Consider the following 23862-nt stretch of genomic DNA (forward strand, 5'->3'; position numbering starts at 1 on the left):
CTTCCTGCGGGGGTGAGGTCAGCCCTTGAAGCGGGGGAACGCGCTGCGGCCGGCGTACACCGCGGCGTCGTCGAGGATCTCCTCGATGCGCAGCAGCTGGTTGTACTTGGCGACGCGCTCGGAGCGGGCCGGGGCGCCGGTCTTGATCTGGCCGCAGTTGGTGGCGACGGCGAGGTCGGCGATGGTGACGTCCTCGGTCTCGCCGGAGCGGTGGGACATCATGCACTTGAAGCCGTTGCGCTGGGCCAGCTCGACGGCGTCCAGGGTCTCGGTGAGCGAGCCGATCTGGTTGACCTTCACCAGCAGGGCGTTGGCGGCGCCCTCCTCGATGCCGCGGGCCAGGCGCTCCGGGTTGGTGACGAACAGGTCGTCACCGACGAGCTGGACCTTGTCGCCGAGCTTGGCGGTGATGGTCTTCCAGCCCTCCCAGTCGTCCTCGAACAGCGGGTCCTCGATGGACACGAGCGGGTACGCGTCGACGAGCTCCGCGTAGTACTCGGTCATCTCGGCGGCCGAGCGCTCCTTGCCCTCGAAGGTGTAGACGCCGTCCTTGTAGAACTCGGAGGCGGCCACGTCCAGGGCCAGGGCGATCTGCTCGCCGGGGGTGTAGCCGGCCTCCTGGATGGCCTCGAGGATGAGGTCGAGGGCCTCGCGGTTGGAGCCGAGGTTCGGGGCGAAGCCGCCCTCGTCGCCGAGGCCGGTGGCCAGGCCCTTGGCCTTCAGCACCTTCTTGAGGGTGTGGTAGACCTCGGCGCCCCAGCGCAGCGCCTCCGAGAAGGACTCCGCACCGATCGGAGCGATCATGAACTCCTGGATGTCCACGTTGGAGTCGGCGTGCGAGCCGCCGTTCAGGATGTTCATCATCGGCACCGGCAGCAGGTGCGCGTTCGGGCCGCCCAGGTAGCGGAACAGCGGCAGGTCGCTGGCCTCGGAGGCGGCGTGGGCGACGGCGAGCGAGACGCCGAGGATGGCGTTGGCGCCGAGCGAGCCCTTGTTGTCGGTGGCGTCCAGGTCGAACATCGCCTGGTCGATCAGGCGCTGCTCGGTGGCGTCGTAGCCGACGAGCTCCGGGCCGATCTGCTCGATGACGGCCAGTACGGCCTTCTCGACGCCCTTGCCGAGGTAACGGCCGGCGTCGCCGTCACGGAGTTCGACGGCCTCGAAGGCGCCGGTGGAGGCGCCGGACGGGACGGCGGCACGACCCGTGCTGCCGTCGTCGAGGCCGACCTCGACCTCGACCGTGGGGTTGCCTCGGGAGTCCAGGATTTCCCGGGCTACGACGACGTCGATGGACGGCACGAGCATCTCCTTCTTGGAATGTGACGCGGCTGAGCGGGGCCGCGGGGGCCCTGCGAGTCCGAGCCTAACCGGCTCCGGGCGATCGGCCATCCGGCCGCCCGCCTCATGGACAGAACCGAGAGTAAATTGTTTCCGAACGGAACAAAGCAGATTCGGGAAACCGTGACCGGAAACCGTGACCGCGGAGCGTCCGGACATGACCCCGCCCCGGTGCGTACGGGGAAGAAACGCACCGGGGCGGGTGGCCCGTGGGGACGGGGCGGGACCGTGCGGCCGGCCTTACTTCAGGTGAAGCTGCTGGCCCGGGTAGATGAGGTCGGCTTCCTCGACGATGTCGTCGTTCAGCTCGAACAGCTTCGCCCAGCCGCCCTTGACGTCGTGCTCCGCGGCGATCGAGCTGAGGGTGTCGCCCTTGACGACCTTGTACTCGCCGTCGCCCTTCTCGACCTTCTCGCCGGTCGGGGTGGTGACGGTCTTCTTCTCGGCCTTCTGCTCGGCCTTCTGCTCGGCCGGGGCGGCCGGGCGCTCGGCGGAGCGGGAGGCCTTCCGCTCGCTCTCGCGGGACTCCGTGGCGCCGGACTCCTGGGAGGAGCCCTCGGCGGAGGAGCCGTTGTAGGCGGCGTTGGACAGGCCGGTGCCGCAGACCGGCCAGGCGCCCTTGCCCTGGCCCGCGAGGACCTTCTCGGCGATCTCGATCTGCTGGGCCTTGGTGGCCTGGTCGGCGGTGGCCGCGTACTGGGTGCCGCCGTACCCGGCCCAGGTGGAGGCGGAGAACTGCAGGCCGCCGTAGTAGCCGTTGCCGGTGTTGATGGACCAGTTGCCGCCGGACTCGCACTGGGCGACGGCGTCCCACTCGGACGCGGTGGCGGCGGAGGCGTTGCCGGCCGCCATCAGCGGACCGGCGACGGCGGCGCCGGTGACACCGGCGATGGCGATGGCGCGAGTGGCCTTGGACGGACGACGGTGCTTGCCCTTGCCGGAAAACAGCATGGATGGATCCCCTCACCGACGCCTACGAGGTGAGCTGTCGGGTTCGGGCCGGTTGAGTTGCCCGGCCACGTCCCTCCCGGGACGCGGCTTCACCCCGAGCCGTACCGGACGTGAACCGTCCGGATCCGGCGCCTACCTGGGTCCCCCGCTCCTGCCTACGGCGCATGACGCGACGACTGTTCCCGTGCTGCCACTGGCAGGATTCGGCGTGGCGGCAGCCGGGGCCCGCGATGGCGAGCGGTCACGACCGTAAGCACGGGCCCGACGGAATTTCAAAGATGATCAGGTCTTCTGAGACCTATCTCTCACAGCCCTTATTACGGACATTCAGCCCGAATCGCTCCGTCAACTGCCGCCGCGCGGAGGCGCCTTCGGGCGCCGCCCCACGCCCGCTACTCGCCGGTCTCCGCGTCCACGAGAAGCCGCTGACCTGGCAGGATCAGGTTCGGGTCGTCACCGATGACCTGCTGGTTCTCGACGTAGAGCGCCGTCCATCCACCGGCGAGGGCAAGGGAGTCGGCGATGGACACCAGGCTGTCCCCGGCCCGCACGGTGTAGCGGCCGTCGGCGGCCTCGGCCGACGCCTCGGCGGAGCGCGAGGCGTGCCGACCGGCCGACGGGGTCGCGGCGTCGGCGCGCTCGCCCTCCTGGGCGCTGGGGCCGCGGTGGCGGCCCGGGCCGGTGGACTCGGACTCGGTGACCACCGAAGAGCCGGTACTCTGCCCCGACTTGTCCGACTCGTCACGCTCGGGGGTGGCGGAGGCGGACGAGGAGGCCGGGGCGCTCGCGTCACCCTTCTCCACCCCCTCCGCCTTCCCTCTCTTCTCCTCGCCGGACGAACCGGGCACGGCGGACGGAGAGGGGGAAGCGGACGCATCGCCCGGTTCGGGCGAACCGGACGGAGTGGCGGTGCCGGCGGCCCGGGAGCCGTCCGGGGTCGCGTCGTCCGCCACGCCCGGGTCGACGTTCGGGGACGCGGTGTCCTGCTGCAGACCCGTGGGCAGGCCGCAGGCGCGCCACTTGCCGCTCCCCTGCTCGGCGAGGATTCTCTCGGCGACGGTGATCTGCTGGTTGCGGCTGGCCTGGTCGGCGCTGGGCGCGAACTCCAGACCGCCGTAGGTCTCCCAGTCGTCCTGGGTCAACTGGAGGCCGCCGTAGTAGCCGTTGCCGGTGTTCTGGCTCCAGGAGCCGCCGCTCTCGCACTCCGCGACCCGGTCCCAGGTCTCGCCGTCCGCCGCACTGGCGCCGCCCGCCCCGAGCAGGGGGATCGCGATGGCGGAGCCGGTCACCCCGGCCGCGACGAGAAGAGCCGGAGCCTGGCGAGGGCGACGGTGTCGGCCGTTCCCGGAGAGCATGCGGAAGCCTTTCACTCGGCGACAAGGACCGGCACGGTGAGCAAAACCTTGCGGCGCGCCGTACTTGATGGGTGAACGTATAGGCAGACGATCAGTTGTCACAAGTTCATGCCGTGCAGATCACATGAAGATCACAGAGTCGAGCATGTCTGAGGTTTCCGCACGCAACCCGTCGGAACCGGACAGGGAGGTCAGCCCCTTCGTCAGGTCCGTTCTGAATACGGAGGAGAGAATTCCACCGGAAGCGTGCGGAGTCCCCGCATGATGAGGCCGCCGCGCCACCGCAGTTCGGCCGGCTCCACGGCGAGCCTGAGGTCCGGCAGCCGGGTCAGCAGGGTGGCCAGCGCGGTCTGCCCCTCCAGGCGCGCCAGGGGGGCGCCCAGGCAGTAGTGGATGCCGTGCCCGTACCCCAGGTGCTGGTTGTCGCGGCGGCCCAGGTCCAGGGTGTCCGGGTCGGCGAACCGCTCCGGGTCCCGGTCGGCCGCGGCCAGCACGACGAGGACCGGGTCGCCCGCCTCGACGCGCTGCCCGCCGATGACCACCGGCTCGGTGGCGAACCGCCACGTCGCCAGCTCCACCGGCCCGTCGTAGCGCAGCAGTTCCTCCACCCCGGTCTCCAGCAGCCCGCGGTCCCCCTCGGCCAGCGCCCGTTGCAGGCGCTCCCGCTGCCCGGGGTGGGTGAGCAGGGCGTAGGTGCCGTTGCCGATGAGGTTGACGGTGGTCTCGAAACCGGCGAAGAGAAGGATGAACGCCATCGCGGCGGCCTCGTTCTCCGTGAGGTGCTCCCCGTGGTCGGAGGCGCGGATCAGACCCGAGATGAGGTCCTCGCCGGGGACGGGCTCGGCGGGCAGCGCCTCGCGCTTGCGGTGGATCAGCTCGGCGAGGTAGCCGCGCATCTTCTTCACCGACCGGGCCACTCCGCCGCGCGGACCGCCGCCGTGACGGATCATCATGCCCGCCCAGTCCCGGAAGTCGTCCTGGTCCTCGCGCGGGACGCCGAGCAGGTCGCAGATGGCGTAGATGGGGAGCGGGAAGGCGAAGTCGTGGATCAGGTCGGCGGAGCCGGTCGCCGCGAAGCGGTCGATGAGGCCGTCGGTGAGCTCCTGCACTCGGGGCGCGAACTCCGCGACCCGGCGCGGGGTGAACGCCTTGCTGACCAGGCGGCGCAGACGGGTGTGGTCCGGCGGGTCGATGTTCAGCAGGTGCGTCATGAGGTCGGCCTGCCGCTCGCCCGGGATGCCGGTCTTGCCCTTGGCGTGGGCGGGCTCGTCGTGGTGCGCGGGGTTCTTGGACAGCCGGTTGTCGGCGAGGGCCTGCCGGGCGTCGGCGTACCGCGTGACCAGCCAGGCCTCGACGCCGCTGGGCAGCCGGGTCCTGCGCACGGGGGCGTGCTCGCGGAGCCAGGCGTAGGCGGGGTAGGGGTCGGCTGCGAACTCCCAGGTGAACAGGTCGGGGGCGGGGTCCTGGGGGGTGGGGGGTGACTGGTCACGCATGGGGCGACCCTAACGGGCCGGGGGTTCGTGCCTTCGGGCACGTGCGGGCGGGTGGGTGGGGGGGGGTCGCGCCGTTCCCCGCGCCCCCTCCCGGCGTTCGCCTCGGCGGGCACGTGCGGGCGGGTGGGTGGGGGGTGGTCGCGCCGTTCCCCGCGCCCCCTCCCGGCGTTCGCCTCGGCGGGCACGTGCGGGCGGGTGGGTGGGGGGGTCGCGCCGTTCCCCGCGCCCCCTCCCGGCGTTCGCCTCGGCGGGCACGTGCGGGTGAGCGGGGGGTGGTCGCGGCGTTCCCGCGCTCCTGGAGGGGTGCTGCCCCGGTGTGTCCGAAGAGGCTCGGGGCGAGTGGGCCCACAGGGGCGCGGGGAACGGCGCGAAACGGGGGCCGGGGGCGGAGCCCCCGAGGGGTGGGAGGTCAGGCGCCCGTGGCTTGTTCCGCCGTGCGGATCGCGTCCCGGTACACCCGGGCGGCAGCCCGGAGCGCGGCTTCCGCGTCCACCCCTTCCGCCTCCGCCCGCGCCGCCAGCGTCAGCAGCTCGTACCCGATCCCCTCCCCGGAGGGAAGGGGAACGGAGAGGCCCGCCCCGCGGACCCGGCCCGCCAGCTTGGCGGCGAGGGCGAGCGCCGGCTGCCCCACCGGCACCCCGTCCGTGACGGACTCCCGCCGCTTCTCCACCGCCTTCGTCCGCATCCAGTGCGCCTTGACCTCCTCCGGCGTCCGCGCCGTCTCCTCCCCGAAGACGTGCGGATGCCGGTGGACGAGCTTGGCGACGATGCCGCCCGCCACGTCGTCGACGGAGAACGGCTCGTCCGGGTGCTCCTCGGCGATCCGCGCGTGGAAGACGACCTGGAGCAGCACGTCCCCCAGCTCCTCGCGCAGCGCCTCCCGGTCGCCGTCCTCGATGGCCTCGACGAGCTCGTACGCCTCCTCGATGCCGTACTTGACGAGACCCTTGTGGGTCTGCAGGGAGGACCAGGGGCACTCCGCGCGGATGCGGTCCATGACCTGCACCAGGTCGAGCAGGCGGGCGCCCGGCAGATCGTAGGAGGCGGGCAGCAGTTCCAGCTCGGGCATCCTCATCCGTCCGCCGCCGGCCAGCCGCGCCAGTCCGTCGGTGAGCGCGGGCTCGCCCTCGCCGGTCGCGACGACGACCACGGTGCGTCCGCCGGCGCAGGCGTCGACGACCTCCTCGGCGGTGGGCGCGGCCTCCTCGACGGGTATCCCCGCCTCCCGCAGATACGGCAGCTGCGGATGGGCGCCGTCCGCGCACAGCACCCGGTCGGCCGCGTGCAGGGCCTGCCAGGCGGGCCAGGACAGCAGCCCGGGCGCGACCCGGTGGCTGGTGGTGAGCAGGACGACTCGGCCGGCGGCGGCCTCGGGGCCCGGTGCGGGGCTGGTTGCGTTCACCCTTCGAACCTAGCCCACGTCAGAGCCCCAGCGGTGGCCCGTCCACGGCAGTGACGTCCTTCACCCACGGCGTCTTCGCGTCCACCCGGCTGCTCTTCTCCGCGTCCCACTCGCCGTAGCGCGGGTTGAGGTCGACCCCGAGCTCCTCGCTCGCGTCGGACAGCGCCTTCCAGAACTCGGGGCGGCTGGTGTCGGTGCCGAGCTTCTGGGCGAGCTTCTGCGCCGTCACCTGGACGCGGAGGTTCTCGTCGAGGCGCTGCGGCGGGACGCCGTACTGCTGGAGCCAGGCGGCCTCCAGCGCCTTCGCGCCGCCGGCCTGCTCCTCGAACTCGGCCCGCGTCCGCTGCACCTCGCGATCCGAGACGGTCACCCCGGCGTCGCGCGCGGCGCGTTCCAGCACCTTGTCCAGCACCATGCTGTGCAGGGTGTCGCGGGTCAGGCCGCCGGTGCGCGCGATGGCCTGCTGGTACTGGGCCTCGTCCGGTACGGCGGCCCGCTGGGCGGACCGCACCTCGTCGACGCGGTTCTCCAGCTGCGACACGGTGATCCGCTCACCGCCGACCACGGCCGCCGCACCGGGGTGCGCGTCGTTTCCGCAGGCGGTGAGCAGGGGCGCCGCCGCGGCGATCGCGGCGGTGAGGAGGAGCGCGGTGCGACGGCGGCGGTGCAAGGAAACCTCCTGGGGAGAGCTTGTGCGGCGGTGCACAAAGTCTTGCGGTGATCGATGGTAGGCATCGGCCAAGCTCTGGCCAACCCATTCGACCAACGATTCACGGCGACTTCGGGCACCGCCGCGCCCGCCGTCTCCCCTCCGCCGGGTCCGGCCGCGTCAGCCGCGCACCTGTCCCAGCCACTGGAGGGTCCGCCGGATGTCCGCGGCGAGCGGGTGACCCGGCCCCTGGACGCGCTCCACGTCGTGCAGCAGCCGCGCCAGCGTCTCGTGCGCGGCGGGGCGGTCGCCGAGGGCGAGCAGCAGGTGGCCGATGCGGCGGCGCACGTCGTGGGCCTGCTGCGGGTCCCCGGCGGCCACGTACCGGTTCTCGTAGTACGGCAGCAGCGCCCGGTACTCGGCGAGGGCGGCCGCCGGGTCGCCGAGCTGCTCCAGGCACTGGGCGGCCTCGTAGCGGTGGCGCAGCGACTGCGGGTCGGCCTGTCCCGCCTCGGCCGCGCGCTCGTCGGCGAGGCGGCGCAGCTCGGGCAGGGCCCGCCGGTACTGCCCGTCGTCGAGCAGCGTGGCCGCGTACTGCTTGCGCAGGGTGCGCACGACCGGGGAGTGCTCGCCGTGCTGCTCGGCGGCGACCGGGAGGATCGAGCCGAGGATGTCGACGGCCTGGGTGACGCGGCCCTCGCCGAGCAGCCGCTTCACCTCGTCGACGGCGGCGGCCACGTCGGCCTTCTCCGCCGCCGGCGCGGGCGGCGCGGCGGGCGCGGGCTGCGGCGCCGGCGTCCTGGCCCGGTCCGGCCAGGGGGCGTGCGGGCGCAGGAAGGGCCGGGTCGGGTCCAGCGGGGCGCCGGTGGGCGTGCCCCGGGCGGGCAGCAGCAGCGCCAGGTGTTCGTAGACCTCCTGCGCGGAGTCCGGGCGGTGCTGCGGGTCCTTGGCGAGCAGCCGCAGCACCAGGGCCTCCAGCGCCTCGGGCACCTCGGGGCGCAGCCGGCGCACCGGCACCGGCGGCTCGTACAGGTGCCGGTGCAGCACCCCGAGCGCCGTGGACCCGGAGAACGGCACGTCCCCGCTGAGCAGTTCGTGCATCAGCACACCGAGCGCGTACAGGTCCGTGTACGGGCCGACCGCGCCGCCCATCGCCTGCTCGGGCGCCATGTAGGCGGGCGAGCCGATGGGGGTGCCGGTGTGGGTCAGGCGGGTGGTGTCGGCGTCCATCACGGAGGCGACGCCGAGGTCCAGCACCGTGATCGTGCCGTCCTGCCGCACCATCACGTTGCGCGGCTTGAGGTCGCGGTGGACGATCGGCACCGCGTGCACGGCGCTGAGCACCGCGCACAGCTGCGCGGCGACCGCGACCGCCCACTGCCACGGGTAGGGGGTGTGCTCGGCGAGGTGGTCGCCGAGGTCGGCGCCGTCGACGTACTGCATGACGAGGAACAGCTCCTCGCCCTCGCTGCCCGCGTCGTGCACGGTGACCAGGCCGGGGTGGTCGACCTGGGCGGTCACCCGGCACTCGCGCACGAAGCGGCGGCGCAGTTCGTCGGCCTCCTGGCCGGCCACCTTGTCGGGGCGCAGCAGCTTCACGGCCACGCGCCGGTCCAGCCGCTTGTCGTAGGCCGTCCAGACCTGTCCCATGCCGCCCTGGCCGATGAGCGCGGACAGTTCGTAGCGGCCGGCGACGACTCGTCCCGCCGTCACGCTCACCGTCCGCCTTCGTGATCGCCCGGCCGCCGCTGCTGTCCGTCCTGCCGGCGCAGGTAGTCGCTCAGTTCGTCGAGCTCGGCGCGCACCTGGTCGATCCGGGCGGGCGCGGGCCGCTGCGGCTGCTGCGCCTGCGGGGGCACGGGGGCGGGCGGCACGGGAGTGGGCGGCACGGGAGTGGGCGGCACGGGGCCGGCGAGCGGGGTGTGCGGGGGCTGCGGCACGACCGTGGGCGCGTACGGCGAGGCCGGCTGCGGGTAGCCGTAGGGAGCGTGCACCGTGGTGGCGTGCGGCGACGGCGGCACCGGGCCGCCGTAGGGACCCGGCCGGCGCGGCAGCCGGATGTCCACGATCAGGTAGTAGGCGGAGGCGCAGGCGCCCAGGAGGAGGAGGGCGCCGAGGCCCGCGTCGCTCCGCCAGTCCTCCTCCGGGACGGAGCCGATCAGGACGATGCAGGCGATGATCAGCGGGATGCTCGCCCAGGCCGCTATCCAGTCGAAGACCCGCCCGCGCCGCACCGCGATCCGGAACAGCGGCACGGAGGCCAGCATGCCGCAGCACAGCACCCCGGAGGCCGCGTACAGCACGCGCTGCGTGATGACCGATCCCGTGCTGGGTGTGGGCGGCGCGCCGTGGCCGTACATGCTGCTCCTGGACGGGTGTAGCCGATGTGTGGACTCCGGTGGAGACTCCGAGCGTATAGGTCCGCGGCCCCAACCGTTCCCGTGCTGTACCGAACCGTTGTCGTACCGGAGCATGCCGGGCACCGGCGCGAACTCCCCTCGCGCGGCGGCGCGCAGGGCGGGCCGGGGCGGTGTCCGGGCGGACCCGCGGGCTCCGGCTGGGGCGTCGGTCGGGGGCGATCGGGTCGAGGGCGCGCAACCGCTCGCCGTGGCGGCGCTGTTCGTCCGGTGCGGGACGCGGGAACTGGAGGCGGCTGACGCCGGGCCAGGGGGCGGTGGACGCGTGGCCGCCGGCCTCGCGGTGGCCGGCGGTGCGCGTCATCAGCGCGCCCGGCCGGGCGGCCGGCCGTAGCGTCTCGGCCGGCCGCGTGCGTACGCGGGCCGGCCGGCCCGTGCCGTCCGTGTCCGCCGGAGGGCGGAGGGCGGAGGGCGGAGAGCGGAGAGCGGAGGGCGGAGGGCGGAGGGCGGGCTCACCGGCCGTCCTGCCTCCGGCAGCCGGCCGGGCCGGCCGGAGGCGTTCCCGCACCTGGACGTCTCCCGGTCGTGGGACCTGGGAGTCTCGGCAGGGAGTGTCCGGCCCCCTGACGACCGGTTCCCACTCCCCGCCGCGCCCCGGCAGCGGCGCCGTCCGTTTGCCGGGAGGCCCTTCCCTGGAGGGGCCTGCTCGGCGCACGGGCGGGGCCGGTGCCGGGTGTGTGCCTGGTGTCAGGCGTTCTTGCGGCGGCGCAGCAGGAAGAGGCCGATCGCGCCGGCCGCCACGAGGGCGGCGCCGCCGAGGGCCACCGGCAGGGTGGCGGAGCTGCCGCCCGTGGCGGCGAGGTTCTCGTCGGTGGCGTCGGCTCCGGCTTCGGCGCCGGCGTCGGCCGCCGGCTCCTCGGCGCCCCCTTGCGGCTGCGTGCCGTCCAGCGGGGCGTCACCGGCGTTGGTGTCCGAACCGGTGTGGGCCGGGTCGGGCTCCGCGCTCGGCTCCGGGACGTCCACGACGGTGCTGAGGTCCTCGCCGTTGAGCGCCACCTGCACCTTCGCCTGGCCGTCGCCGGAGGACACCACGGCGACGGAGACCTTGCCGGCCGTGTCCTTCAGCGCGGTGACGGCGTCGGCGTCGGCCGGGGCGTCGTTGCCGACGGTCTTGTTGGCCTCGGTGAGGTCGATGAGCGTGGAGGAGCCGTAGTTGCCCTTGGGCACCCGGTAGGCGTGCACCCCTTCTATCCGGCCGTCGAAGGAGCCTGCCGCGTGCCGGTACTCGACGACCAGGCGGTCCTCGCCCATGGGGATGTCCAGGGCGCGGACGCCGCTGCCCTCGCCGTGCAGCGGCCGCAGCGTGAAGGTGCCGGACTCCGTCACCTTCACGGCCTCGTCGTCCGTGAGCCATCCGGCGCGGATCAGTTCGGGCGCGGAGACACCCGCCTCGGGACCTCCGCCGCCCATCAGCGACTTGGCACTGGTGCCGTTCACCTCGCAGTTGACCAGGTCGCCGTCGGTGCACATGGAGCGGGTCTGGTGGCCCCAGCCCATGTTGTGCCCGAACTCGTGCCCGAGCACGCCGAGTCCGCTCGCGGTGCCGTAGAGGTTGATCCACGTGTAGGGGCCGGGGACGGTGGCGAGGCCGGCCCAGGCGCAGCCGGTCTTCTGCGCGGGGAAGACCATCGACAGGCTCTCGTAGTCCTCACCCATCGTCAGGCCCTTTTCCGCCAGGGCCTGACGGGTCAGCTCGTTGATCCGGCCGTTGTCGCAGCCGGCGGCGCTCATCGGCAGCTTGACGGGGCCGAGGTACTGCTCGTCGACCGCGGGCACCAGGGTGTACCGGCCGCGCGAGAGTTCCGAGAAGTACGAGGAGAGCGAGTCCTTGCGGTCACCGAAGTAGGTGTCCGGAGTGCCTTCCGCCACCTTGTCCGGGTGCTGGAAGGAGCTGTCGGTGAACTCCACGAGGACGGGCAGGGTCTTGCGTTCCACCGTCGCGTCGTCGGCGTGCGCCGCGGAGGGGACGAGGCCGAGCGCGAGTGCGGTGATGCCGCCGGCCAGGCAGGCCCGGCCCAGGGTGGACTTCTTCATGTTCCCTTTTTTCCTTCGGACGTGGGGTGGGCGTGTGAGCACGCTTCCGAGGGGAAAGAGGGGGCCGCCCCCGACCCGTCCCGCGACTTTGCCTTCTCTTTACCCTCCGAGGAATCCGGGCTCGAAGAGGAACCGCAAGGAGGCGGAGCCGTAGTAGTACCGCGTGGTGCCGATCGCCGTGCCGTGCTCCTGGCCCTGGTCCGCCCGGGCCCACTCGACGAGGCCGAGGTACCGGGTGCCCCCGGCGTCGCGCAGAGCCGCCTCTCCCGTCCCGCCGTCGGCCCACAGGTTCCACAGCTGGACGCCGCTCGCGGCGTCACAGGCCCGCTGGTCGACGGGGGCGTGGTCCTCGGTTCCCCCCGAACGCGCCAGGCACAGTCCTGTCGCCTCGTTGCGGACCTGGGTGCGCGCCCGGTCCCCCGGGTAGGGCTCCAGCAGCACCCAGCGCTCCTCCGGACCGCCGTCGCAGTCGGCCCCCACCGGCCGGACCCCGGACGCTCGCGAGCCGCCCGGTATCTCCATGCACGCGCCCGTCGACACGAAGCGCAGCGTGCTCGGCGCCCCGAGGGCGGGCGCCGCCGGGAGGGAGCCGGCGCCGGACGGGGACGGGCTCCCGGCGGACGGGGACGGGCTCGACGGGGACGAGGGCGAGCTCGACCCGGACGGGGACGGGGACGGGGACGGGGACGGGGACGAGGACAGGGGCGGGCTCGGGGCGCCGGTGGACGGCGCGGACGGCGGCGCCGGAACGGCGCTCCGCGCGGCGGACGGCGGCCCGCCCGCCGTCGCGCCGGGACGGTCCTGCGGCTCCCCGCCGCCGGGCCACAGCGTCCAGCCTCCGAAGATCACCGCGGCCGCGCCGACGGCGAGCACCGCGGTCTTGGCCCCCACCGCTCCCCCGGCACCGGCGTGCGAGGCCGCCGCGCCCGCACCGGCCTGCCCGGACGCCACGGCCGCGGCGGCGGCACGCGCCTCCAGGTACGCCGGACCGCCGAACAGCAGCACGGCCACGGGCAGCACCGTGCGCAGCCGCTGGTTGAGGTCGGCCAGCTCGCGGGCGGCCCGCCGGCACCGCCGGCACCGTTCCAGGTGCCGCTCCAGGCGCCGGTCCCGCGACGGACGGGAGGCGCGCGCCACGGCGGCGAGACGGTCGCTGCACCCGCGGCACTCCTCGTCGGCCGCGCCCTGGCGGGCATGGGCGGCGAGATAGGCCTCCCGCAGGCCCTCGCGGGCCCGGGCCGCCAGCGAGGTGACCCCGCTGGGCGTGAGGCCCAGCAGGGCGCCCACCCTGGCCGCGGGCTCCTCCTCCACCACGTGGTGCCAGAGCACCGCGCGCCATCGCTCGGGCAGGGACCGGAAGGCGGCGGCGATCAGACCGCCCTCCTCCGCCCGGACCACCTGTTCCTCGCCGTCGGCGACCCGGCCCTCCCCGGCCGGTCCCGCTCCCCCACGGCCCTCCGCGTCGAGCCACTGCCCGAACTCCGGCGCGAGGTCGACCCGGCGGGACTGCTCCGCCCAGGCGGCCGCGGTGTGCCGGACCACGGACAGCAGGTACGGGCGCCAGGCGGTGGTGGGGCCCTTGCCGTCGCGGACCGCCCGTACGGTGCGGGTGAACGCCTCCGAGGCGAGATCCTCGGCGGTGTGCGGATCGCGGGAGCACACGCGGGCGTACACCAGGACGGCACGGGAGTGACGCCGGTACAGCTCCTCGATCGCCGCGGGGTCCCCGCTGTCGCGTACCGCGGCCGTCAGGCGGCCGTCGGACTGCCCGTCCCCGCCGTCGTCCCCGCCGTCGTCCGCGCCCGCCCTGGCCGCGTCCGGGAATCCGGAAGCGGCGTCCCCGCGGTCGATCATGTGCGTGCTCTCCCGTTCGTACGCTCATCAGTGCGCAGCGTCACAGAGCGTACGGCCTCCACGGCCGGGGGACGGATCCGGCCGCCGGTGTCACCCCGGCGCGACGGTCCCGCGCGAGGTCAGCGGCGGCGCACGGCCAACGACCGCCGCGCGCGGGAGGATCCGGGGACGGTGGCCGCCGGCCCGCTCAGCCGCCGCACTGCGCGCCCATCGCGCGCTTGTCGGCCGGCGTCACCGGCATCTCGTACTTCACCGCGACCTGGGCGAAGCGGACGGCGTAGGCGCAGCGGACGGCCTTGCTGGGCGGCAGCCAGGAGGCCGGTCCGGAGTCGCTCTTGGCGGAGTTGGCGCCGCCGTCGACCGGCATCAGGTTGAGCGGGTCGTTGGCCAGTTGCCGGCGCTTGGCCTCGGACCAGCGGGAGGCGCCCATCTGCCAGCTGTAGGAGAGCGGCACGACGTGGTCGATCTGCACCTCGGCGGCCTGCTGCTTGCGCCACTCGATGGTCTTGCCGGTGTAGGGGTCGGCCAGGGTCAGGGAGACGACGACGCAGTCGGAGCCGGAGCGGAAGCGCAGCTCCTGGCCGTCGCGCCGGAGGATGTCGTTCCGCGTGTCGCAGCCGTTGCGGGCCAGGGGGACGCCGTCGGCGGTGTCCATCCACGCGTAGCCGTACTCGTCGCGGTCGTAGCCGGTCCTGGGGCCGCGGCCCTTGGTGGCGACCTCGTCGATGAGGGCGGCGGCCTCGGCGCGGTCCCGGGCGTCGCGCACGGGGGCGAGGCCGGGGCGGGTGCCGTCGGGGTTGTCCAGCGGGCTCACCGCCTTCCCGTCGGGCGCCGCCGCTCCGCTGCTCCCGGCGGCGGGGACGTCCGCCTCCGGTATGGACTCGCACCCCGCGAGGAGGGCCACCGCGACGGCCGCCGCCCCTCCCGCGCGCCGCACCCTGCCGCCTCGTCCCGGATCTCTCGTCACCGCGCCCCTCCCTCGGTCTGCTGTAACTCTGCCCCGGCAGGGGCGGTCCGATCCTGGAGCTCACCGTAACGAGCGAGTGGTCTAGACCACTCGCCACCCCTTTGGGCATCCCGTCCGATCCGCGCGTATGGTCGGATTCGGGCCACCTCGGAAGGAGTTCCGCATGGGCATCCTCGACAAGTTCAAGGGCAGCAAGACGGCGCGCGAGAAGGCGCACAAGGCCTCGGACGCCGCGGAGAAGAAGCTGAACGAGAGGACCGGCGGCAAGCACGAGCAGCACATCGACACCGGGCAGCGGCAGGCGGAACGCCGGCTCGGCATGGACCGCGACCGTCCCGACCGGCCGTAGGGGCCCCGTACACATCGGGGCCGTCCGCGACGCGTCTCGCGCGCCGCGGACGGCCCCGCCGTCCGCCGGGCCGGCCGCCTCAGGACCTCAGCACCGGGTCAGGACCCCAGCACCGAGGTGAGGAACTCCCCGACCCACCCGAGCAGGTCCCGCCCGACCAGCGGCTTGCCGCCGACCTTCGCGGTCTTCGGGCGCGGCACCAGCACCTGGTGGGACGTCGCCTTGATCACCGAGCCCGGGTAGAGCCGCTTGAGCCGCAGCTCCTGCGACTCGCGCAGCTCCACCGGCGCGAACCGGACGTTGGCGCCCTGCAGCACGATCTCGCCGACGCCGCACGCCCGCGCGAGCATCCTCAGGCCCGCCACCAGCAGCAGGTTCTCCACCGGCTCCGGCAGCTTGCCGTAGCGGTCGGCCAGCTCCTCGCGGACGGCCCTGACGTCCTCCTCGCTGTTGGCGGAGGCGATCGCGCGGTACGCCTGGAGGCGCAGCCGCTCGCCGGGCGCGTAGTCGTGCGGGACGTGCGCGTCGACCGGCAGCTCGATCTTCACCTCGAGCGGCGGCTCCTCCTGGACCTCGCCGGTCTCCAGCTGGCGGCGGTAGTCCGCGACCGCCTCACCCACCATGCGGACGTACAGGTCGAAGCCGACGCCCGCGATGTGCCCGGACTGCTCGCCGCCGAGCAGGTTGCCCGCGCCGCGGATCTCCAGGTCCTTCATCGCCACGTACATGCCGGCGCCCATCTCGGTGTGCTGGGCGATGGTCGCGAGCCGCTCGTGCGCGGTCTCCGTCAGCGGCTTCTCCGGCGGGTACAGGAAGTACGCGTACCCGCGCTCACGGCCGCGGCCGACCCGGCCGCGCAGCTGGTGGAGCTGGCTGAGGCCGAAGTTGTCGCCGCGCTCGACGATCAGGGTGTTGGCGTTGGAGATGTCGATGCCGGACTCGACGATCGTCGTCGACACCAGCACGTCGAACTTCTTCTCCCAGAAGTCGACGACGACCTGCTCCAGCGCCTGCTCCGACATCTGGCCGTGGGCCGTGGCGATCCGCGCCTCGGGCACGATCTCGCGCAGCCGGGCCGCCGCCCGGTCGATGGACTCGACCCGGTTGTGGATGTAGAAGACCTGGCCCTCGCGCAGCAGCTCGCGGCGGATGGCGGCGCCGATCTGCCGCTGGTCGTAGGGGCCGACGAAGGTGAGCACCGGGTGGCGCTCCTCCGGCGGGGTGGTGATCGTCGACATCTCGCGGATGCCGGTGACCGCCATCTCCAGGGTGCGCGGGATGGGCGTGGCGGACATGGTCAGCACGTCGACGTTGGCGCGCAGCTTCTTCAGCTGCTCCTTGTGCTCGACGCCGAACCGCTGCTCCTCGTCGACGACGACCAGCCCCAGGTCCTTGAACTTCGTCTCGGAGGAGAACAGCCGGTGGGTGCCGATGACGACGTCCACCGTGCCGTCCCTCAGACCCTCCAGGACCGCCTTGGCCTCGGTGTCGGTCTGGAACCGGGACAGGGCGCGCACGGTCACCGGGAACTGCGCGTACCGCTCGCTGAACGTCCCGAAGTGCTGCTGCACCAGCAGCGTGGTCGGCACCAGCACGGCGACCTGCTTGCCGTCCTGGACGGCCTTGAACGCCGCCCGCACCGCGATCTCGGTCTTGCCGTAGCCGACGTCGCCGCAGATCAGCCGGTCCATGGGGACCGTCTTCTCCATGTCCTCCTTGACCTCGGCGATGGTGGTGAGCTGGTCGGGCGTCTCCGTGTACGGGAAGGCGTCCTCCAGCTCGCGCTGCCAGGGCGTGTCGGGGCCGAAGGCGTGCCCGGGCGCCGCCATCCGCGCGCTGTACAGCTTGATCAGGTCGGCGGCGATCTCCTTGACGGCCTTCTTGGCGCGCGCCTTGGTCTTGGTCCAGTCGGCGCCGCCGAGCCGGTGCAGGGTGGGCGCCTCGCCGCCGACGTACTTGGTGATCTGCTCGAGCTGGTCGGTGGGGATGTAGAGCCGGTCGCCGGGCTGGCCGCGCTTGGCGGGCGCGTACTCCACGACCAGGTACTCGCGGGTGGCGCCCTGCACGGTGCGCTGCACCATCTCGATGTACCGGCCGACGCCGTGCTGCTCGTGGACGATGTGGTCGCCCGGCTCCAGGGTGAGCGGGTCGATCGTCTTGCGGCGCCGGGCGGGCATCCGGGCGCCCTCGCGGCCGGACGCCTTCTGGCCGGTGAGATCGGTCTCGGTGAGCACGGCCAGCTTGAGCGCCGGGTCGACGAAGCCGTGGTCGAGGCAGCCGCAGGAGACGTGCACGACGGACGGGGTCAGCTCGCCCAGGTCGTCGTCCAGGCGGGCGGCGATGCCCTCGCCGCCGAGCACCTCGACGGTGCGGGACGCCGGCCCGTGCCCCTCGGTGATGTAGACCGCGCGCCAGCCGTCGGCGAGCCAGCCCTTGGTGTCGGCCAGCGCCTTGGCGGTGTCGCCGCGGTAGGTCTCGGGGGCGTGCATGCCGAGCTTGAGGGTGTCGGCCTCTTCGAGCGCGTCGTCGGCGGCGAAGGGGGAGACCGACCACCACATCATGTCCAGCTCGCGGGCCCGGTCCCGGACGTCCGCGAGGGACCACAGGGAGGCCGCGCCCACGTCGATCGGCGCCTCGCCGCCGCCTGCCGTGGCCGCCCAGGAGGCCTGGAGGAACTCCTGCGAGGTGGCGACCAGGTCGGCGGCGCGGGTGCGGACCCGCTCCGGATCGCAGACCACCGCCATGGAGCCCTTGGGCAGCACGTCCAGCAGCAGCTCCATGTCGTCGACGAGGACCGGGGCGAGGGACTCCATGCCCTCCACCGCGATGCCCTCGGCGATCTTGCCGAGCAGTTCGCCCAGCTCCGGGTGGTCCTCGGCGAGGACCCGTGCCCGCTCGCGCACCTCGTCGGTGAGCAGCAGCTCACGGCAGGGCGGCGCCCACAGGCCGTGCTCGGCGACCTCCAGGGACCGCTGGTCGGCGACCTTGAAGTAGCGGATCTCCTCGACGTCGTCGCCCCAGAACTCCACCCGCAGGGGGTGCTCCTCGGTGGGCGGGAACACGTCGAGGATGCCGCCGCGCACCGCGAACTCACCGCGCTTCTCGACCAGCTCCACGCGCGCGTACGCGGCGGCGGCGAGGGCCTCGACGACGTCGTCCAGGTCGGCGGACTGCCCCGTGCGCAGGGCGACCGGCTCCAGGTCGCCCAGTCCCTTGACCTGCGGCTGGAGGACGGAGCGCACGGGGGCGACGACCACGGAGACCGGGCCGGTCTCGGGGTCGTCCGGGCGGGGGTGGGCCAGGCGCCGCAGCACGGCGAGGCGGCGGCCGACGGTGTCGCTGCGGGGGCTGAGCCGCTCGTGCGGCAGCGTCTCCCACGAGGGGTACTCCACGACCCCCTGGTGCGGGAGCAGCGAGCGCAGGGCGGCCGCCAGGTCCTCCGCCTCACGTCCCGTGGCCGTCACGGCGAGCACGGGGCGGCCCGCGTCCCGGGCGAGGGCCGCGACCGCGAAGGGACGGGCCGCCGGCGGGCCGACGAGGTCGACGTGCATGCGGTTGCCGTCGGCGGCGGCCGAGACCGCTTCCGCGAGGGCGGTGTCCTTGACGACGGCGTCGAGCAGACCGTGCAGGCTCATGCGGGGCGGAATCCCTTCCGGGGATGTGCAACACGACAGACCCGACGCGCGCGGCGGGCCGGGGGTGTCCAGGGTACGTCGCCCCGCCCGCGGTCGCCGGGGCCGCGGACGACGACGGGCACCCCGCCCCGGGCGCACGCACCGGCGCCGGGAAGCCCTCGTGAGGACTTCCCGGCGCCGTCTCCCCGCCACCCCCGTGTGCGGTGTCCGGCGGCCGCTACTCGGTCGCGATGGCGTTCAGCACGTTCATCCGCCCGGCGCGGAAGGCCGGGACCAGCGCGGCGAACAGGCCGACGAAGGCGGATCCGACGAACACCCCGGCGATGGTGGGCCACGGGATGTCGAGGACCTTCAGGCCCTCCAGGGCGAGGAGCTGCTGGGCGGTGGCGCCCCAGCCCAGACCCAGTCCGAGGCCCAGCAGGGCGCCGAAGAGGGCGATCACGACCGACTCCATCCGGATCATGCGGCGCAGCTGCCGGCGCGAGAGGCCGATGGCCCGCATCAGGCCGATCTCCCGGGTGCGCTCGACGACCGACAGGGCCAGGGTGTTCACCACGCCGAGGATCGCGACGACGATCGCCAGGGCCAGCAGGCCGTAGATCATGTTCAGCAGCTGGCCGATCTGGCCCTGCAGCGCCTCCTTGTAGTCGGTCTGGTCGCGCACCTCGTACTGCGGGAAGCGCTCCATGGTCTGCTTCAGGGCCGTGTACGCGGCGTCCTTCCGGCCGTCCTCCGCCGAGGCGAACACCATCAGGTCGAGCGGCATCCTGTCGGCCGGCACGTACCGGCCGAGGGTCTCGATCGACGTGTAGATCGCGCGGGCGTCGATGGCGCCGTCACTGCTGGTGACGGCCCGCACGGTGAGGGTGCCGGTGGTGCCGTTCTCGAAGGCGACGTCGATCGTCGAGCCGAGGGTGACCCCGTGCTCCTTCGCGAAGTCCTCGTGGACGGACATGGAGTCCGGCCGGTAGGCGTCCTCCAGCTTCCCCTCGACGGTCTCGACCCGCAGATCCGTGGCGTACGTCGGGTCGGCGGCGGTGATCGCGGTGTCGTCGCTGGTCTTCCCGTCGGGCGTGGTGAGGTCGGCCTTCGTCCACTTGTACTCGGTGACCCGCTCGACGCCCTCGGTCGCCCTGATCGCCTCGACGACCTCCGGGGTGATCCGCTGGCCGTTGTCGTCCTGGACGATGAAGTCCGTGCCGACCGCCTTGTCGAGCTCCTCGGTGGCCGAGGCGACCATGGAGGAGCCGACCACGGACAGGCACGCCACCAGCGCGAGCCCGATCATCAGCGCGGCGCCGGTCGCGCCGGTGCGGCGCGGGTTGCGCAGGGCGTTGCGCTCGGCCATGCGGCCCACCGGTCCGAACGCCCGCAGCAGGACCGCGCCGAGGACGCGGACCACGCCGCTCGCCAGCACCGGGCCGACGACGACGAAGCCGATCAGGGTCAGCACGATCCCGAGGCCCAGCCACATCGAGCCGTCGGTGGCCTGCTCGGCGGCGCCCGCCAGGTACAGGGCGGCCGCTCCGGCGCCGGTGAGGACCAGGCCGGTGACGGCCCGGACCCGGCCGGTCCGCCCGTCCGCCGGGGTGCCGGCGTCGCGCAGCGCGGCCATCGGGGAGACCTTCCCGGCGCGGCGGGCGGGCAGGTAGGCGGCGAGGACGGTGACGACCACGCCGAGGAGCAGGCCGAGTGCCGGGGTCGTCCAGGCGATGGTGAGGTCGCCGGTGGACAGCTCCATGCCGATCGTGCCCATGAGCTCCATCAGGCCGACCGCGAGGCCGATGCCGGCGGCGACGCCGAGGACGGAGCCGACGACGCCGAGCAGCAGCGCCTCGATCAGCACGGACCGGTTGACCTGCCGGCGGGAGGAGCCGATGGCCCGCATCAGGCCGATCTCGCGGGTGCGCTGGGCGACCAGCATGGAGAACGTGTTGATGATCAGGAAGATGCCGACGAGGAAGGCGATCCCGGCGAAGCCGAGCATCGCGTACTTCAGGACGTTCATGAAGCCCTCGACGCCCTTCTGGTTGGCCTCGGCGGCCTCCTTCTCGGTGAGCACCTTGTAGCCGCCGCCCAGCTCGGCCAGGACGTTCCGCTTCACCTGCTCGTCGCTGACGCCCTCGGCGGCCGTGACGTAGACGTCGGTGTAGACGCCGCCCTCGCCGACCAGGGCCTTCTGTGCGGTGGGCGTGTCGAGGAAGAAGATCGCGGCGCCGGGGTTGGTGACGGTGAAGTCGGCGACGCCGGAGATCTTCGCGGTGTGCGTGCCGAGCGCCGTGATGACGCTGAGCTCGTCGCCGACACCCAGGTCGTGCTTCTCGGCGGTGTCCGCGTCGAGCATGATCTGGTCGGCGCCCTTCGGCGCCGCACCGGAGGTGATGTCCATGATGCGGGCGTCGTTGGCGTTCCAGCTGCCGACGATGGTCGGGCCGCCGTTGGTGGGCGACAGGTTGTCCCGGTCGCCGTCGATGACGGTGACGGCGGTGGAGAACACCGCGCCCTCGGCCGCCTTCACGCCCTCCGCGCGCCGCACCTCCTCGACCACGGAGGCCGGTATCACCGGCGGCCTGCCGTTGCCGGAGGTGGTCTCGCCGCCCTCGGAGGCGTCCTTGGAGCTGACGGTGACGTCCGAGGCGGTCGCCGCGAACAGCTTGTCGAACGTGGTGCCCATGGTGTCCGTGAACACCAGCGTCCCGCACACGAACGCCACCGACAGCAGCACCGCCACCGCCGACAGCGCCATGCGTCCCTTGTGCGCGACGAAATTGCGCATCGAGGTCTTGAGGACGGTCATGACGTGCGCCCCCGGGCGTCGAAGTCCTTCATGCGGTCCAGGACCTGCTCGGCGGTCGGCTGCAGCATCTCGTCGACGATGCGGCCGTCGGCCAGGTACAGCACCCGGTCCGCGTAGGAGGCGGCGACGGGGTCGTGGGTGACCATGACGATGGTCTGGCCCAGCTCGTCGACCGAGCGGCGCAGGAAGCCGAGCACCTCGGCGCCGGCGCGGGAGTCGAGGTTCCCGGTCGGCTCGTCCCCGAAGATGATCTCCGGCCGGGCGGCCAGCGCCCGCGCCACGGCGACCCGCTGCTGCTGGCCGCCGGAGAGCTGCGTCGGCCGGTGCTTCAGCCGCTCCGCGAGCCCGACGGTCTCCACCACCCGGTCCAGCCACGCCTTGTCGGGCTTGCGGCCGGCGATGTCCATGGGCAGCGTGATGTTCTCGAGCGCGTTGAGCGTCGGCAGCAGGTTGAACGCCTGGAAGATGAAGCCGATCCGGTCGCGGCGCAGCCGGGTGAGCTTCTTGTCCTTCAGCCCGGTGATCTCGGTGTCGTCCAGGTGGATCTGACCGCTCGTCACGGTGTCGAGCCCGGCGAGGCAGTGCATCAGCGTGGACTTGCCGGACCCCGAGGGGCCCATGATCGCGGTGAACTGGCCGCGGGCGATGTCCACGTCGACGTGGTCGAGGGCGACGACACGGGTCTCCCCGGACCCGTACGCCTTCACGACCTGCCGCGCCCGCGCGGCAACGGCCGTAGTCCCTCCAGTACCCCCGTGCCTGGGAATGGTCACAGCCGATGTCACGGTAAGTCTCCTATGTCGGTCGTCAAGAGAAAGCGGTGCTCCTGGCGGTCGCCCGTGTGCGGTGCGGCGGCCGCCCGGTGCGTGGTGCTCGGGACGTGCTTCAGTCTGGCGTGGGGGAGGGGTCCGGCGCGCTGGTGTTTCACGCAGTCTTCCGCTGTGGAAAACCCCACCCCCGGTGCTGTGCTCCGCCACCCCCCAGCGGCGTGGAACCAGGCTAAGGACGCGGCCCGCCCCGCTTCGTCCTCCGCCGGGACGACCCCTCCCCGAGCCACAGGGCGGAGCTGCCCCTAGGGGCTCTCCCCCGTGGGGCGGAGACCGTCTCGGGGTCGCTCCTTCCTCCGGCTCGCCGGACCTCCTCCCGCCCGCGCCGCCGGGCCCTGTCCTTCCCCGGCGCCGCCCAGCGTCCACCCTGCCGCCGCGTCAGGGTCAAGCGGACCGGCGGCCGGTGGACAGCACGCTGCCCCGCACGCACCGCACGAGCCGGAGTCGGCGGGGGTGACACCGCAGCTCAGGGCATGGATCATCCGCGGGAGCGCTCACCGGCGGGGAGTTCCGCCCGCACCGCCGCACTCCGCTCCGCGTACGACTGACGTGCGGGCTCCGCTCCCCACTCCCCGCCCCGCGATCCCCGCGGGGCCTGACGCCACGCAAGGAGCACGGGATGCCCGCCGCCCCCCTTCCCGCACCCCACGCCCCGCGTCCCCACCCGCACCCGCCCCTCGATGCCCCGTACACGGAACCTCCCGCGACCGTCCCCCGCGCCGTCTCCCCCCTCCACCGCGCCTACCCCCGGCAGCCGCCCGTCCCGGCCTCGCCCCGGCTGCACCGGGCGCCCCGGTACGCCTCCTGCAGCCGCTTGCCGCAGCAGGCCGTGATCAGCGAAAAGCCCTGACCCGCCGCGCCCCCCCGGCCCGCCCGCGTCACTCCACCGCACGGCCGGTCAGCGCGGTGAGGCTCGCGCAGACGTGATCCATCTGCGTCTGCACCTCCTCCCGCCGGTCCGCGTGCTCGCGCAGCACCCGCGCGGTCTCCCGCTCGACGCTCTCCGCGCGGGCCTGCGCCTCGGCCAGCACCTCCGCCGCGCGCTCCCGCGCCTCGTCCGCGCACCGCCGCGCCGCCTCCTCCGCGTCCGCGAACGCCTGGCGCGCCTCGGCCAGCACCTTTTCGGCGCGCTCCTCCGTCTCCGCGTGCCGGGCGTCCAGCCCGGCCGCGCGTTCCGCCTCCTCCCGGGCGACCTCGTCCAGCCGCCGCGCCTGCGCCCTGGCCTCCTCGGCGAGCAGCTCCGAGGTGCGCTCCCGCGCCCGCCGCACCTGGGCCAGCGCCTCGGCACGCCGCTCCTTCACCTCCAGCCGCGCCTCGATGCGGATCTCGTCGGCCTCCTCGCGCGCCGCGGCCAGCCGGTCACGGGCGTACGCGTCGGCGACGGCGCGCAGCGCGGCCGCGTAGGCCCGTGCGGCCTCCTCCACCTCGGCGGCGTCGTCCCGCGCCAGGTCGGTCAGGTCCTGCGCGTACTGCCGCGCCGACTCCCGTACGGCCGTGACCTCCTCCAGCGCCAGCAGGAACAGCCGCCGGGGGCCGTCCCCCAGCGACTCGTACGTCTGCTCGGGCAGCCCGGCCACCCGCACCCGCAGCCGCTCCAGCTCCTCCTCCATCTCACGGGCCAGCACGGTGAGCCGCGCCGCGCGCTCCCAGGCGGCGTCTCGGTCGTCCGACAGCGCCTCGACGTACGCGATCACCTGCAGCGGGCGGTACCCGCGCCCCCTGACGACCTCGAAACCCCGTGACGACACCGATGCGCTGCTCACCCTGGAACCCCTTCCACCGACGGACATGAAG

Annotated in this window: 16 protein-coding genes and 1 riboswitch; of the genes, 1 reads left to right on the forward strand and 15 read right to left on the reverse strand. The window is 73.6% G+C overall.

Annotated features, from left to right (window positions below; translation table 11 throughout):
• Nucleotides 1-18: 18 nt before the first annotated feature.
• The 11 genes from eno to ACWH4W_RS03225 all read right to left on the reverse strand — a co-directional run bounded on the left by eno (nt 19) and on the right by ACWH4W_RS03225 (nt 14460).
• Nucleotides 19-1299, reverse strand: a complete 1281-nt coding sequence (gene eno, locus ACWH4W_RS03175) for a phosphopyruvate hydratase (protein WP_473074326.1) — start codon at nt 1297-1299, stop codon at nt 19-21.
• Between the two features lie 279 nt (nt 1300-1578).
• Nucleotides 1579-2289 carry a transglycosylase family protein gene (locus ACWH4W_RS03180; protein WP_473074327.1) on the reverse strand — a complete coding sequence of 237 codons (711 nt, stop codon included), beginning with the start codon at nt 2287-2289 and terminating at the stop codon, nt 1579-1581.
• A gap of 4 nt (nt 2290-2293) precedes the next feature.
• A riboswitch (cyclic di-AMP (ydaO/yuaA leader) is annotated at nt 2294-2462 on the reverse strand.
• 219 nt (nt 2463-2681) lie between these two features.
• Nucleotides 2682-3644 carry a LysM peptidoglycan-binding domain-containing protein gene (locus ACWH4W_RS03185; protein WP_473074328.1) on the reverse strand — a complete coding sequence of 321 codons (963 nt, stop codon included), beginning with the start codon at nt 3642-3644 and terminating at the stop codon, nt 2682-2684.
• Between the two features lie 203 nt (nt 3645-3847).
• Nucleotides 3848-5137 carry a cytochrome P450 family protein gene (locus tag ACWH4W_RS03190; RefSeq protein WP_473074329.1) on the reverse strand — a complete coding sequence of 430 codons (1290 nt, stop codon included), beginning with the start codon at nt 5135-5137 and terminating at the stop codon, nt 3848-3850.
• Nucleotides 5138-5546: 409 nt separating this feature from the next.
• Nucleotides 5547-6539, reverse strand: a complete 993-nt coding sequence (locus tag ACWH4W_RS03195) for a nucleoside triphosphate pyrophosphohydrolase (protein WP_473074330.1) — start codon at nt 6537-6539, stop codon at nt 5547-5549.
• A gap of 19 nt (nt 6540-6558) precedes the next feature.
• Nucleotides 6559-7209, reverse strand: coding sequence for a SurA N-terminal domain-containing protein (locus ACWH4W_RS03200; protein ID WP_473074331.1), 651 nt, complete (start codon nt 7207-7209; stop codon nt 6559-6561).
• Nucleotides 7210-7368: 159 nt separating this feature from the next.
• Nucleotides 7369-8865 (reverse strand): protein kinase domain-containing protein, encoded by a 1497-nt coding sequence (locus tag ACWH4W_RS03205; RefSeq protein ID WP_473077399.1) that lies wholly within the window; start codon nt 8863-8865, stop codon nt 7369-7371.
• Between the two features lie 38 nt (nt 8866-8903).
• Entirely contained in the window at nt 8904-9548 is a 645-nt protein-coding gene (locus ACWH4W_RS03210) for a hypothetical protein (protein ID WP_473074332.1), read from the reverse strand.
• Nucleotides 9549-10292: 744 nt separating this feature from the next.
• The gene (locus tag ACWH4W_RS03215; RefSeq protein ID WP_473074333.1) at nt 10293-11639 is read right to left on the reverse strand and encodes an LPXTG cell wall anchor domain-containing protein; all 1347 of its coding nucleotides are present in this window, start codon (nt 11637-11639) and stop codon (nt 10293-10295) included.
• 99 nt (nt 11640-11738) lie between these two features.
• Complete coding sequence (locus ACWH4W_RS03220) at nt 11739-13493, reverse strand: sigma-70 family RNA polymerase sigma factor (RefSeq protein ID WP_473074334.1); 1755 nt, start codon at nt 13491-13493, stop codon at nt 11739-11741.
• 187 nt (nt 13494-13680) lie between these two features.
• Nucleotides 13681-14460 (reverse strand): HNH endonuclease family protein, encoded by a 780-nt coding sequence (locus ACWH4W_RS03225; protein ID WP_473074335.1) that lies wholly within the window; start codon nt 14458-14460, stop codon nt 13681-13683.
• 163 nt (nt 14461-14623) lie between these two features.
• On the opposite strand from ACWH4W_RS03225, the gene ACWH4W_RS03230 reads away from it, so the two are divergent.
• Nucleotides 14624-14809: an antitoxin gene (locus tag ACWH4W_RS03230; RefSeq protein WP_473074336.1), complete on the forward strand. Its 186-nt coding sequence runs from the start codon at nt 14624-14626 to the stop codon at nt 14807-14809.
• Between the two features lie 98 nt (nt 14810-14907).
• Here the strand turns inward: ACWH4W_RS03230 and mfd are convergent, their stop codons facing one another.
• The 4 genes from mfd to ACWH4W_RS03250 all read right to left on the reverse strand — a co-directional run bounded on the left by mfd (nt 14908) and on the right by ACWH4W_RS03250 (nt 23858).
• The gene (gene mfd / locus ACWH4W_RS03235; RefSeq protein ID WP_473074337.1) at nt 14908-18444 is read right to left on the reverse strand and encodes a transcription-repair coupling factor; all 3537 of its coding nucleotides are present in this window, start codon (nt 18442-18444) and stop codon (nt 14908-14910) included.
• A 217-nt stretch (nt 18445-18661) separates the two neighbouring features.
• Nucleotides 18662-21241 (reverse strand): ABC transporter permease, encoded by a 2580-nt coding sequence (locus tag ACWH4W_RS03240; RefSeq protein WP_473074338.1) that lies wholly within the window; start codon nt 21239-21241, stop codon nt 18662-18664.
• Complete coding sequence (locus tag ACWH4W_RS03245; protein WP_106413852.1) at nt 21238-22026, reverse strand: ABC transporter ATP-binding protein; 789 nt, start codon at nt 22024-22026, stop codon at nt 21238-21240. The genes ACWH4W_RS03240 and ACWH4W_RS03245 overlap by 4 nt, the downstream gene beginning before the upstream one ends.
• A 920-nt stretch (nt 22027-22946) precedes the next feature.
• Nucleotides 22947-23858, reverse strand: coding sequence for a cellulose-binding protein (locus ACWH4W_RS03250; protein ID WP_473074339.1), 912 nt, complete (start codon nt 23856-23858; stop codon nt 22947-22949).
• Nucleotides 23859-23862: the final 4 nt, after the last annotated feature.

The sequence above is a fragment of the Streptomyces sp. DSM 120436 genome (assembly GCF_055778765.1).